Annotated in this window: 11 protein-coding genes; all 11 read left to right on the plus strand. The window is 35.0% G+C overall.

The features are described 5' to 3' along the window. Nucleotides 1-10 precede the first annotated feature (10 nt). A complete protein-coding gene (locus tag AC0NBN_RS08075) occupies nucleotides 11-859 on the plus strand; it encodes a helix-turn-helix domain-containing protein (protein ID WP_160812243.1) in 849 nt (282 codons plus the stop codon). 621 nt (nucleotides 860-1480) lie between these two features. Then, nucleotides 1481-2002: a hypothetical protein gene (locus AC0NBN_RS08080; protein WP_143885307.1), complete on the plus strand. Its 522-nt coding sequence runs from the start codon at nucleotides 1481-1483 to the stop codon at nucleotides 2000-2002. Between the two features lie 78 nt (nucleotides 2003-2080). Then, a complete protein-coding gene (locus tag AC0NBN_RS08085; protein WP_143885308.1) occupies nucleotides 2081-2872 on the plus strand; it encodes a fimbrial biogenesis chaperone in 792 nt (263 codons plus the stop codon). Beyond that, a complete protein-coding gene (locus tag AC0NBN_RS08090; protein WP_160812242.1) occupies nucleotides 2865-3890 on the plus strand; it encodes a hypothetical protein in 1026 nt (341 codons plus the stop codon). The genes AC0NBN_RS08085 and AC0NBN_RS08090 overlap by 8 nt, the downstream gene beginning before the upstream one ends. Before the next feature lie 8 nt (nucleotides 3891-3898). Continuing rightward, nucleotides 3899-6694 (plus strand): hypothetical protein, encoded by a 2796-nt coding sequence (locus tag AC0NBN_RS08095; protein ID WP_160812241.1) that lies wholly within the window; start codon nucleotides 3899-3901, stop codon nucleotides 6692-6694. A gap of 143 nt (nucleotides 6695-6837) precedes the next feature. After that, entirely contained in the window at nucleotides 6838-7371 is a 534-nt protein-coding gene (locus AC0NBN_RS08100; RefSeq protein ID WP_143885311.1) for a glycine zipper family protein, read from the plus strand. A 53-nt stretch (nucleotides 7372-7424) separates the two neighbouring features. After that, entirely contained in the window at nucleotides 7425-9059 is a 1635-nt protein-coding gene (locus AC0NBN_RS08105) for an LIC_10190 family membrane protein (protein WP_474467967.1), read from the plus strand. A gap of 52 nt (nucleotides 9060-9111) precedes the next feature. Then, a complete protein-coding gene (aroC, locus tag AC0NBN_RS08110; RefSeq protein ID WP_160812240.1) occupies nucleotides 9112-10182 on the plus strand; it encodes a chorismate synthase in 1071 nt (356 codons plus the stop codon). 16 nt (nucleotides 10183-10198) lie between these two features. Next, a complete protein-coding gene (locus AC0NBN_RS08115) occupies nucleotides 10199-10762 on the plus strand; it encodes a thioredoxin family protein (RefSeq protein ID WP_160812239.1) in 564 nt (187 codons plus the stop codon). A 241-nt stretch (nucleotides 10763-11003) separates the two neighbouring features. After that, nucleotides 11004-11798: a thymidylate synthase gene (locus AC0NBN_RS08120; RefSeq protein ID WP_160812238.1), complete on the plus strand. Its 795-nt coding sequence runs from the start codon at nucleotides 11004-11006 to the stop codon at nucleotides 11796-11798. A gap of 95 nt (nucleotides 11799-11893) precedes the next feature. After that, nucleotides 11894-14407 carry a M1 family metallopeptidase gene (locus AC0NBN_RS08125; protein WP_160812237.1) on the plus strand — a complete coding sequence of 838 codons (2514 nt, stop codon included), beginning with the start codon at nucleotides 11894-11896 and terminating at the stop codon, nucleotides 14405-14407. Nucleotides 14408-14482 lie beyond the last annotated feature (75 nt).

Here is a 14482-nt window from a genome sequence, read left to right on the forward strand (position 1 = left end):
TTCACACACCATGTACAAAATAACAGAGGAATTACGTAAAAATGGCTTTAGTATCAATCTTGTCTCAAAAATAATAGAACGCAAGAATTTTTCAAAAATATTCAATACACAAGAATATTTTTGCATTTTTCTTGTTGCTGAAGACCTAGAAATATTGGTAGAAGAAAAAAACTACAACATTTCAGGCGGCAATGCAGTTTTTGTAGGACCACAAAAAAAAATTGAACTTGGCGACGTTTACGACAGAAACATTTACGTTATTGCATTCACAAAAGATTTCTTTGATAAAACATCTAAAGACAGTTTTTATCTAAATTCCCATCTGTTTTTCAATTTCAAGTCTGAAATATTCATTTCTCCTTATTACGGTACTAATGAATACAATAATGTTCTATTGGTAGAAAGACTGCAAAAATTTTCCAAGCTTAATGATGAGAAAATTTATTTATCTGCTGCTCATAATGCAATTGAAAGCCTCATCCTTGACGCGTATCTAAATGAAAATTATATTGAAAGCATCAGCCCCGAACATTTGGAATCTTCAAACTTAGTCAATAGATTCACTTTGCTTCTTCAAAAGAACCATAAGGTTCACAAAAAAGTATCTTATTACGCCGACCAGCTAAGAGTTTCCAGCAGAAAACTTACAGAGACTACAGAATCAGTATATGGAAAATCTGCCAAACAAATGATTATAGAAAAAGTAAGTTTTGAGTGCGAAAAAGCAATCAGGTTTTCAACGCGCTCACTTTCTGAAATTGCGTTTGACCTGGGATTCAATGATGAAGGAAACTTTACTAATTTCATTAAAAAACATCTCGGCAAAAAACCATCCGAAATGCGTGAAACAGCAGGATAATTTGCCTTTTTTTCTAACTTTTTTATAATTAATTTACCCTAAATTCTTTTATTAGTTTATAGATCTGAATATAAATTAAATAAAATACAAGTATTTAATTTACAGATAATTAAAAAATATTTTTACGTAAATATTTATAAATTTTTACGTAAAAATTATTAAATCAAACCCTATATAGTTTGCTTTCCCTTGATAATGTAGATACATTTGTAATATAAACAACAGCAAATAAAAATTATAAACTATAAGAATAAAACACCACACCAAATCACAAAGTTTTATTAGTATTGATAATCTATTCTTTTCAACTACGCATTCAGTATATTAATAAACTTTTCATCATTCAGTTTTCAGAAAGGCAACAGGATTTCTTGTAATTAAACAATAAGTCCTGTTGCCTTATTTTTTTTTTCTAAATTCATGCAAATCCGCATCAGAACGCTTTCCAACATTATGTTATTGATAATAATAATCTATTATTTAATTGAAACTACAGTAAATAATAGATTTTTTGTAAAAATTCACAAAAAATAAACCTTTTTTTGCAAATCCCAATCTCTAAATACAGCATATCTTTGCATCCGAAAAGAATAGATATTAATACATTAAAACTGATTGACAATGAAACAAATTTTATTGACAGCTGCAGCTTTGCTAGGTTTTGCAACAGCAAGCGCACAAAACGTGACTTTGAATGTGGTGTTAAAACCAATCCAAACCCTTGTAGTAAATAACCAACAAAAGATTGTAAACTTAGAGTACTCAACTACAGATCATTATGCTAATGGAGTTGAATCTGATAATACGGATCACCTTAATATCTACAGCACAGGAGGATTTCAGGTAAAAGTAAAAAGTGGAAATGCAGTATTGCAAAATGGCGGAAAGCAAATTCAGGCAAATAGTATTCAGGTAAAAGCTACTCCGGGATCTGATGCTGTAAACGGAGCTCAGTATGCTCAGAACGTAACACTTTCTGCTAACGAAACAACTTTAGTGTCATCTACGAATGGTGGTGTAAACAAAAAAATCAGCGTTCAGTATAAAGGAGCAGGTGCAAACGAATACATCAACAACTATATTGCAAATCAAAACCCAACTGTTTATACAACTGAATTAACTTACACTATTGTAAGTCAGTAATAGTATAAGCTATATATAGATATAAAAAGTGTCACAAATCTATTGTGACACTCTTTTCATATAAATAAAAATTCTAAGATGAAAAATTTTGCATGGTTATTTTGTTTTCTGATTATTCAGATCAGTGCACAGACAGGAATTTCTGTTTCTCCGCCAAGAGTTTATTTTGAGTCGGCTTCAGGAAGCAGCAGCACGCAGAAAATTACTGTTACCAATGTAAGTGCAAAAAATTCATTAGATCTTGCGGTGAGTCTGGGTGACTGGGAATATGATGAAAAAGGTGAAAACATGATGCATCCTGCAAATACGCTCAAAAATTCATGCGCAAGCTGGATCAGTATAAAAAAGGAAGACAACTATTTCAGTCTTGCACCCGGAGAAAGAAAAGATTTGGATGTCACCATCACTCCACCGGTTAATACCAAAGATCAGCTTCCTGCTCACACCGCAGTTTTATTTGTCAGCCAGATGAATCCTGTTGATGATGTGGATGCGCAAGGTTCAAAAATCAAAGTAAGTATACGATCAGGAATTAAAATTTTCCATAAATACACCGACATCATCAAAAGAAAGGTAGAAATAAAAGACCTTAAATTTGATGCTTCCAAAAAAATGCTGAACTTAACATTTGAGAATCAGTCTCAAATATGGACAGACGGTAAAATAATCACTGACATTATTAATACCAATACGGGTAAAAAAATAACTATAGAACCTCTTGTATTTTATACCCTTCCAGGAAATATAAGAAAAGTAAGCCTTCCTGTAAATAATCTGGAAGAAAAAGGTTCTTACAACGCATCTGTCATCATTGATTATGGAGATAATGAAACATTGGAAATGGCAGAACTAAACTTTAAATATGAATAAACTTTTTGTTTTTCTTCTTTTAGCTTTAAGTTTTTTTTGCAATGCACAGGTATCTTTTACTTCGTGGATTAACAGCTATATGCAGATTAACTCTTACAATGGTAATAATAATCCTGACGCACTTACCGTAACCTTTGCAGCCAATGGAAACCTGAATATGCCTTATTGGAAACTTTCTGCAAAATTAAAACAAAATATCACCTCACAAAACGGACAATATACTATCCCGGGAAACAAGCTCTCTTTTCAGCCAATCTCCACTTCAGGACAGGCTGAGCCAAATCCAATTCCTACAATATCACAAATAGGAGCACCTCTTAATGTTTTTCTGCAGGAAAATACCGAAGTATTTCTGGTTCCGCAATCCAACGCTCCGTTTTACAATATGCCCTCAAAGCCAAACGGATATTATAATCTTCAGATAAAATATGGCTTAACCCTTATTGGTGGTGCTTATCTGGGCAGCTATCCTGCATGGACACGTTTTAATGCTCCAGTTGAGTTTACAGCTTACGATCAGCACAATAATATTATTGGAAGAATGAATCATACTTTTCAGATTCAAATAGGAACTTTATCGGGAACTCCGCCTGTACAGCAGGAATTTTCGCTAAAAATCAATACCAATGCGGCGAATGGACTTTTAGAATTTAAAAGCATGCAGGATTATAATGAAGGGAAAAGCGTGACATATATCAATGGAATGCAGGTAACCTCCAATACTAATTTTCAGATTAAGGTTAAATCATTACAGAGCAATCTGATTTCCAATACAGGAGATACAATTCCTATAAATGCTATTCGTCTGGTTTTGCAGTCTTCAAACCTTGCTAATCAGGCTGTTTTCCCTATCAGTCTAAGTGTTGCCAATCAAATTATAGCGCAAGGAAACACTTCACAAACCACGACGTATTCTTATGACATAAAATATTTTACGTTGCCACAGGATGCACTTCTCATTAATGCAAAGCCTCAAAATTATTCTACAACCTTACAGTACGAGATCACCCCTCAATAAAAGTCTAAATGATACCTCTACAGGGCAGAAAATTTTTACTAAGCTTCTTTTTATCAATTGTATTCGTATGGATCAGCGGGCAAAACACCTCTTCCAATATTTCATTACAAATCGAAAAAAACAGCTCTACATCCAACTCAAGAATACTGAGTCTGATTATTGCTGTTCAAAATTTCAATCCTATATCTTTTTCAGGAAAACTAAGATATAAAGCTCCAAAAGGTTTTAAAGTAATTTCCGGTGATGAAACCCCAATAGAACTGAAAGCTAATGAAAAGATTTTTGTTCCGGTAAGAATTATTATAGAATCAGATGCACAGGCCGGAATCTCCCCTATTCAGGTACAGCTATTTAATCAATTTGAAACACTTATCACCGAACAAACTGAAAACCACATTGTAGAAATCAGCAATGAATTGACAATGACAGTTTTAAATTCTAACATTTACAGGTCTTCATCGGACGAACCATTAGAAATAAAAGTAAGAATTGTGAATTCAGGAAATATAGATCAGAATATTACCGTTGTCTGCAAAATACCTGATCCTTCCAATGGAAATATTTTCATGGAACAACATGCAGAAATTGCTGTAAAAAAAGATTCCATTTTGGTTTTCAGATATAATGATACCAAGAACTTATCAAGGGTATCTAATCTGATGGTGAGTTTATCTGCTTTCAGAAATCCTGAAAAAGAAATTTTCAGTACTTCTAATGTTTTAGTACAGAATATTTCCAGTGTACAAAAATATCAGAATCCTGAATTTTTCAACTTTTCGGAAGAAGCCAGAAACGAAATTACAACCAGCTACAGAAGAGTGGGAGAAAATATAAACATGTATCAGCTATTGGGTTCCGGAGGCATAAACCTTCCTTCCGGCTATCTTTTTATGCGAGGAAATATTGCACTGCTCAACAACCAGCAGCAACCTTTGGTCACTAATACCAATATTCAGCTGAGACAGGGAAATAATCATTACAGCGCAGGAAGCATTAATAAATTACTGGAGATGACTCTTGTTGGAAGAGGTGCTGAATACAGCCATACCTTCAGAGACAACAAAAAAATAGAAATAGGTCTTGTAGATCAAAACTTTAATCTTATCGAAAGAAACAGCTTTTTGAAAAACGGCTACGGTTTTTTTACAAAAGGAACATTAAATGCCAAAAACAATTCCAGAAATGTTTCTGCAGCTTATATTTACAGAAACGATCCCTTTGAGAAAAGCAACAATCACATATTCGGAGGTGAAGGAAATTACACCTTTAATGAATTCTGGACAGCAAATGGAAAACTAAACGCAGGTCTTACTTCATACGAAGATCTGAAAACCATGAAGCCTTCATTTTCTGCTGAAAGCAATTATTCCGGGGTCATTAAAAATTATTTGGTAACCGGAAATTATTTTTACAGTTCAGATTACTATCCCGGAAACCGCCGTGGAAGCATACAGCTTCAACAAAATATTTCTGCTACTTTTAAAAACCATACTTACTTTACCAATATTATTTATTCTAATTTTTCTCCTAAATTCTATTTTTTTACCAGACCGCAGATTTCCGAAAACACCAGAATCGAATTTGGAAGCAAATTCCCTAAAATGGGCAACTTTAATGCAGGTATAATCTATCAGTTTCAGAACGAAAACTCAAACAGTTACAACAATTATTTCGGAAGCTGGGAAGATAACCTGATCAGGAAAATATCGGCTCACAGAATCATAGAACAGCTTTCATGGAATCACATTAAATCAAAACAATCTGCACTCCTGTCTGTTGAAACCGGTTTTGCAAAGTATCCTTCTTCAGATTCCCGGAAGTTTCAGATAAGACTGAATGCAAATTACAGTTTCAAAAATTTTAATTTTAATACCATTTACCAATCCGGAAGTTATTACTTATCAGAATATGCCTTTTCTCAGCTTACGGAAGAAAAAGTAGATTATAAAAAACTCAGTTTATCTCTGTTTTATAACAACAATTTTTATAAAGATAAGCTCAATCTCAGTACAGGAGTTTCCTATGTAGATGATGTTATTTACGGAAAATCACCATCAGCATTTCTCAACACAAGATACAACAGCAAAAATTTCAGTATTTTTCTCAATTCTACCTGGTATAATTATGCGGTAGGAACATTAGCCAGCAACATTCTTACTGTTGAGCTGGGACTTACTCTTAATCTCAAAAAAACTCTTTTAAATCCGGACAAGAAAGGTAAAGTTCAGATATTTGCTTTCTACGACGAAAACAACAATAATGTTTTTGATCCTGATGAAAAACCAGCTGAAGGCTACCTCATCAACATTAATGATATTGCTCTGAAAACCACCTCAGAAGGTACAGCAACGTATAAAAATGTTCCTTTCGGAAAATATAATCTTAAACAGCATATACAGCAGGGATGGTATTATGATGAAACTGATTTTGAAGTTAACCGTTACACCTATCCGCTCCTGGTTCCGCTTCACCAAAACGGAACTTTACAGGGAAAAATTATTTTTGACTACAATACGAAAACAGCCGTTGAGTTTGAGCGCCGTGCTTCTTCTGTATCTTTCAGTATTATTAAGAATAATGAAGTCGTTCAAAGACTTTCCAGTGATGACGAGGGACATTTCACCTCTTTTTTACCTACCGGAAAATATATTATTACTTTGAATGAATCCACACTACCTTCCAATACGTATTCTGAAAAAAATTCTATGGAAGTGGAAATTAATGCCGGGGAAATTTCTGAAATTCCTAGTTTCGTCATTAAAGTGAAAGAAAAAAAGGTAAATAAAAAAGTTTTCAGTAATTAATACAGGTACTTATTCACTATATAAATAAAATTTCACAAAATTTAATTATTTTAACATTTTCTTAACTAAAACTTGGCTTCATAATTGAAAATAAGATAGCTATAAGCAATTATCTGCTTAATATTTAATTTAAAATTTGAGTTATGAAAAATATAGTTTTAGCAGGAGTAATCTCAATATTTGCAGTTACAGCCTGTAAGAAAAGTGAAGATAAGGTCGCTGAAAAAACATTGGAACAGCAAAAAATGGAATTTCAGGTAAGACAGCTTGAAATAGAAAAACAAAAATTGGCGATCGAAAGAGAAAGATTTGAATACGAAACGCAAAAAAGAGCAGACAGCATTGCTACAGCTCAACAGGCAAAAACAGCCGCAGCGTCTAAACCTCAGGTAATCAGGGAAACTAAAACAGTTTATCGTGATGCGCCAAGAGCCTCTTCAGGCGGAACAAGTTCAGGCAGCAGTGCTTCACAAGGAACAACTGCTCAGAAACAAGGGATAAGTGAAGCAGCAAAAGGTACTGCCATAGGTGTAGTAAGTGGTGCCGCGCTGGGAGCAATTGTTAATAAGAAAAACCGTGGTGGTGGTGCAGTTGTAGGAGGTATTATCGGAGGAGCTACCGGATATACTTTAGGTAGAGCGCAGGATAGAAAAAGCGGCAGAGTACAGCCAAAATAATTTACATACATATACTTTCAGAGAGATTGCTTATTTTTAGGCAATCTTTTTTTATGCTTTTACTATTTTTTTCATCGGTTTTTATCATTCCTACTCTTATGGGGTGGGGTAAATTGCTGGAAAAGATAATTCCGGTTGATATTTGCGGAATAGCCGGTAAATCTCTGAGCGGAATTTTAGCCTTAGGGCTCATTTTCGCAATAGTCTCATTTTTTGTTCCTCTCAATCTGATGGTGGAAATCCCTGCCGTAATTATCGGACTTGCAATTTTCTTTAAAGAAAAACTTTATGAATATTTTTATAAAATTCAGAAGAAAAACCTTAGTATTCTGGTGTTTTTCATCCTGATCATTCTCTATTGCGGTTCCTCATATCCATTTATTTTAGATCATTTCGGATACTATATTCCTACTATAAAATGGCTTACAGAAGTAGGAATTGTAAAAGGAATCTCAAATCTTGATCTTATTTTGGGACAAATGTCTGTCTGGCATATTCTGCAGGCCGGCTTCAGCAACTTCTGCGATCCTTTTTTTAAGCTAAACAGTGTATTATTAATCATTTACATTTTTTATATCATTGAAAATAAAACATGGATTCACCTAATTTTTATACCTTTTTTACTGTTTTTTGCACAATCTCCAAGTCCGGATTTGCCAGTTGTCATTTTTTCTTTGATTATTGTGAATGAAATCTTCTCAGGCAGTAAAAACATTCCCTTTTTATTTGGTTTAGCGGTTTTTGCTTTTGCAGTAAAACCTACAGTGATCTGGCTGCCCTTATTTGTGCTGCTCTACTCCGCTTTTAGCATGAAAATGAGTATTCAGAAATTAGTTTTTGGCAGTTTTATTTTTTCTTTATTTATATTTAAAAATATCTGGACATTCGGATATCCTATATTTCCAGTAGCAGTATTAGATCTCGGAATACCCTGGAAACCGAATCCCCAGCTTTTGCAGTCCTCTTCGGAGTATGCCATTTTAAAAACGTATGACGGACAGTATACTTATGAAGAAATCTTACATTTTTCATGGTTCGATTATATCAAAAACTGGTTTCTGCTTTCAGGAATAAAATCTTTTATCAACATTGCTTTTATTCTCGGTTTGACGGGATTTATTATTTATGCTTTTATTAAGAAAGAAAAAATCATTTCACTTCTCGTCATTTCTGTATTGGCTAAAAGTATTCTCGTACTGCTTTTTTCAGCACAATACAGATTTTTTCTGGATGTATTCTTCGTTATATTTTTTGTAATAGGTTTCCAGACACTGCAGAGAAAAGCTGTGATTGCTTTTTCAATATTATTAGTGGTCATTTTTTCAGGAATATTCACATTTCCGGCTTTTATCCAGAATTATATTCCAAGTTTTAATGTGGGAAAATTTATGGTAAAAAAAGATCTGAAACAACTTTTCGAACCAACCAATTACGAATACAAAAACTTCAACCGTTGTAAAGTCGGAAATTTGAATTTTAATGTTTCAAAACAATATCCTTTTAACTTTGAAACGCCTATTCCTGCTATTTCAACAAGTTATGTTTTAGATTATCAAAAGGCAAAAATATTTCCGCAGCTAATAGACAAAAATAATCTCAGAAAAGGCTTTATCTGGAAAAAACTTGATTCCACAGAAGAAAAAGAAGTTAATAAAACGATAGACATCATTAAAAACGATTATCGCTAAAGCCAGAAACAAACACAGCCGTTTTCTAAATAAAAAGCAATAATTTTGCAATATGTTCAATTCATTAGGCAATTTTCTTAGTCTTACCACATTTGGTGAGAGTCACGGCAAAGCTTACGGCGGAATCATCAATAATTTTCCCGCCGGTCTGGAAATCAATTTAGATAAGATTCAACACGAATTAGACCGCAGAAAGCCCGGTCAGTCGGCAATAGTTACCCAAAGAAAAGAAAGTGACACCGTACAGTTTCTATCCGGAATTTTTGAAGGAAAAACAACCGGAACTCCTATTGGATTTTTAATTGAAAATGAAAATCAGAAGTCCAAAGATTACGATCATATTGCAGCATCATACCGCCCGAGTCATGCAGATTTTACTTATGATCAGAAATTCGGCATTCGTGATTATCGCGGTGGTGGCAAATCTTCTGCACGGGAAACCATCAATTGGGTGGTTGCGGGAGCTTTGGCGAGACAGCTTTTGCCTAAAATTGAGATCAACGCCTATGTTTCTTCTGTAGGAGAAATTTTTTGCGAAAAACCTTATCAGGCCTTAGATTTTTCTAAAACCGAAAGCAATGAAGTACGCTGTCCCGATACGGAAACAGCCGAAAAAATGATTTCTAAAATTAAAGAGATTAAAAAGCAAGGCAATACCATCGGCGGAACGATTACCTGTGTTATCAAAAATGTTCCTGTCGGAATTGGTGAACCTGTCTTTTCTAAATTACAGGCAGAACTGGCAAAAGCAATGCTCAACATTAATGCCTGTAAAGGTTTTGAATACGGAAGCGGATTTTGCGGAGCAAGAATGACCGGCTCTGAGCATAACGACAAATTTAATCCCGATTTCACTACAAAATCAAATCTTTCGGGTGGAATTCAGGGCGGAATTTCCAACGGAATGGATATTTATTTCCGGGTAGCCTTTAAACCTGTCGCAACTATTCTCAGACCGCAGGAAAGTGTAGACCAATACGGAAATGCTGTTACGGTTGAAGGAAAAGGAAGACATGATCCGTGTGTGGTTCCCAGAGCTGTGCCTATCGTAGAAAATCTTGCCGCTTTTGTGTTGGCAGATTTATTTCTGATCAATAAAACAAGAAATATAAATCAATTTTAAAATAATCTTTTAAGTAATGAAAAATTACTGGGACAAAGCTATTTCTTTCGAGGAATATGTACAGACAGGAAAATCCAGGCTGGAAAATCCTGCCAATCAGCAAGAGGCTGATTTCAAACATTATTATGAACTCGGACTTCAGAGAATCGACAGAACTTTAAAAAAGTATATTCCCAATGAAGAGCAGCTTACTGAGCTTCAGTCTAAAAACTTTGACGGAAAAATCCTGATCATTTCCGAAGTCTGGTGCGGTGATGCAAGTGCCACAGTTCCTGCTTTGGTTAAGTTTTTTGAAGGCAGAAACGAAGTGAAAATTTTCCTCCGGGATAATGACAAAAGTCTGATTAGTCAGTTTCTGACCAACGGAACCGAATCTATCCCGAAAGTGATCATTCTGGATAAAGATTTTAACGTTAAAAATTCGTGGGGACCACGTCCGAAATTCGGGCATGAGCTTCTTCTGAAATACAAAGCTGATCCCGAAAATTACACCAAAGATCTATTTTACAACGATCTGCAGGTGTATTATGCCAAAAACAGAGGCAAAGATGCGGTGCAGGAGATTCTGGAGTTGCTGTAAAGTTTCTTTGGTTACAAAAAAGGTTGCCTCAATCGGCAGCCTTTTTGTTTTAATTCGCTTCTAGCCAATTATTCCTTACTCCAGCTTCAAACAATAACAAATTCTATTTTTTTTACTTATATAATCGAAAATTAAGACAGTAAAATAGTTCCAAAAAAGTATGTAAGTAATTAAAACTTTCACTATTAAAAGGGCTTAAAAAAAATTCATTTTCTTAAATTTGAGGCATAAATTTTTCCCGATGCAAAATTATCTTGATTTACTGAAGCATATACTAGAGAACGGAAACGATAAAACCGACAGAACGGGAACCGGAACCCGAAGTATTTTTGGCTATCAGCTGAGGTATGACTTGTCTGAAGGATTTCCTTTGGTAACAACCAAAAAAGTTCATCTGAAATCTATTATTTATGAATTATTATGGTTCATAAAAGGGGATACAAACATCAAATACCTGAAAGACAATGGCGTTTCTATCTGGGACGAATGGGCAGACGAAAATGGAGATTTAGGTCCTGTTTATGGTGCACAATGGAGAAGCTGGAACGGAGCAGACGGGAAAGTGGTAGATCAGTTTTCTGAAGTTATTGAGCAAATTAAAAAAAATCCGGATTCCAGAAGATTAATTGTTTCCGCATGGAACGCCGCAGAAATCCCGAATATGGCACTTGCTCCCTGTCATGCTTTATTTCAGTTTTATGTAGCAGACGGTAAACTGTCGCTTCAATTGTACCAAAGAAGCGCAGATGTTTTTCTGGGAGTTCCTTTCAATATTGCAAGTTATGCACTTCTTCTTTTGATGGTTGCTCAGGTGACCGGACTTAAAGCTGGAGATTATGTTCACAGTTTCGGAGATGTACATATTTATAACAATCATTTCGAGCAGGTGAAAAAACAACTTTCGAGAGATCCCAGACCTCTTCCTTCCATGAAGTTAAATCCTGAAATTAAAAATATTTTTGATTTTGATTTCGAAGATTTCACTCTGGAAAATTATGATCCGCATCCGGGAATTAAAGCTCCCGTTGCGATATAATAGAAAGTGGGAATTCCCACTTTTTTTGTAACAATTTCATAGAATACAATACTCATCAATCTTTAAAATATAACCACGATACAAAATTCGTCAGAATGAAAAAAATATTCATTGCATCGTTATTTTTAGGTGCATTTTTTAATTCAAATGTAACTTTTGCCCAAACCGAAACATCTGGAAGAGAAAAAGTATACAGAGCAACGCACACCAAACTTACCGAGCTTAAACACACCAAACTGAAGGTAAATTTTGACTATGAAAAGGAACAGATGAACGGAGAAGAATGGCTTACTGCCGCTCCTTACTTCTATCCTGCCAGCGAATTGATCCTTGATGCAAAAGCAATGCTCATCCACGAAGTGGCTCTGGATAATAATGGTAAAAAAACACCTCTGAAATACGAGTATAAAAATGATATTTTAAAAATTAATTTAGACAAAACTTATACTAGAAATCAGGATTATACTGTTTACATCAAATATACTTCACGTCCAAACGAAGTAACACAGGAAGGAAGCGCAGCCATCAATGATGCTAAAGGTCTTTATTTTATCAACGCACAAGGTAAAGATACTGATAAGCCGACTCAAATCTGGACTCAGGGAGAAACTGAATCTTCATCTGCCTGGTTTCCGACCATTGATAAACCGAATCAAAAAACAACCCAGGAAATCTTCATGACAGTTCCTGATAAGTATGTAACGCTTTCTAACGGAGTTTTAAAATCTTCACAAAAAGAAGCCAACGGATTGCGAACCGATCATTGGGTAATGGATAAAAGACATTCTACTTACCTATTCTTCATGGGCATTGGAGAATATGCTGTAGTAAAAGATAAATGGAAAAATATTCCTGTAGATTATTATATTGAGAAGGAATATGAACCCTACGCAAAACAGATTTACGGAAACACTCCGGAAATGATGGATTTCTTTTCTAAAAAGCTGGGCTATGATTATCCATGGGCAAAATATGCACAGATTTCGGGAAGAGATTACGTAAGCGGAGCAATGGAAAATACTACAGCAACGCTTCACGGAAGTGACATTCTGCAAAAACCCGGTCAGTTAATTGACGAAAACAAATGGGAAGATACTATTGCTCATGAGCTTTTCCATCATTGGTTTGGTGATCTTGTGACGGCAGAAAGCTGGAGCAATCTTACCGTGAATGAATCTTTTGCCAACTATTCCGAATATCTTTGGAATGAATTCAAATACGGGAAAGATCAGGCAGATTATCATCAAATGGAAGATGTGAATAACTACATTCATAATCCTTCAGATTTCAAAAAAGATTTGGTAAGATTCGACTACAAATCAAGAGAAGATGTTTTTGATCTGGTTACGTATCAAAAAGGAGGCGGAATCCTGCACATGCTGAGAAATTATCTTGGTGATGATGCATTTTTTGCAGGAATGACCGATTATCTGAAAATCAATGAATATCAGGCAGCAGAAGCGCATCAGGTGAGATTATCTTTTGAGAAAGTTTCAGGAAAAGATCTGAACTGGTTTTTCAACCAATGGTATTTCGGAAGCGGAAATCCTAAGCTGAATTATTATTACAACTTCGAGCCTGTGAAAAAGCAGGTTACGGTAACGATCAATCAGTCTCAGGAAGAGCCTTTTCAGTTTCCTTTAGCAATTGATGTTTATGAGAACGGTAAGCCTAAAAGACACCAAGTCTGGATAAATGCTGAAGCAAAAAACACCTTTACATTTGATGTTTCAAAAAACCCCGACTTAATCAACATCAATGCAGACGGAATCCTGCTTGCCGACATCACCGAATCTAAAACTCCTGAACAGTACCTGATGCAGTTTCTTGGTTCTAAAGAGTTTAAAAGTAAATACACTGCATTAAACGGAATTAAAGATCAGGTCGGTAAAAACCCTGCAACTACAAAATTATTGGCGGCAGCATTAAAGGATCCGTTTTTCAGAACCAGAATAAAGGCTTTAGAACTTATTGATCTCACCAATGCAGAGATAATGAAAGCTCTTGGAAGCGAGGTTGAAAAATTAGCAGTAAATGATCCTAAAACACTGGTACAAGGTGCGGCAATTGCTGCATTAGCCAAAACAAAAGACAAAAAATACGTTTCAATCTTTGAAAAAGGAGTTAATGCTGTTTCTAACTCGGTAAAAGGAAATTCTTTAGCTGCAATTGTGGCGGTAGATCCTTCAAAAGTAAATTCCTTAGCTGATAAAATTGATCTGGAAGGCGCATCAGAAGAAATGCTTACCCAGCTTTTGCCTATTGTTGTAAAAAATAAGGTAACCTCTCAAATGGCAAATATTGCTCCGCTTGCAGCGTTTTATCCTTTCATAAAATTCCAGAATCCTGATTTGGGGAAAGTTGCCGAAGAAGGCTACAACTGGATCATGTCATCCGATAACATGAAGGCTACACAAAGTATTACCAAAATTCTTGGGCAGGCAAAAAGCCAGATGGGCGAAAATCCTCAGGTAAAAATGATGATCAGCCAAATGCTGAAAGATGGTCTGAACAAAAAAATGGAGCTGCTTAAGCAGAATCCTCAGAAAGCGTCAAGCATCAATCCTCAAATTGATGTGATTAATAAAGCTATTGAAAATTTCAGGTAGTCAATTTTTTTAATAAATTTTTATCATTGACTGGTTCTTTACTAAGAGCCAGTCAATTTTTTTAAAATCATTTTT

The sequence above is a fragment of the Chryseobacterium sp. L12 genome (assembly GCF_056133985.1).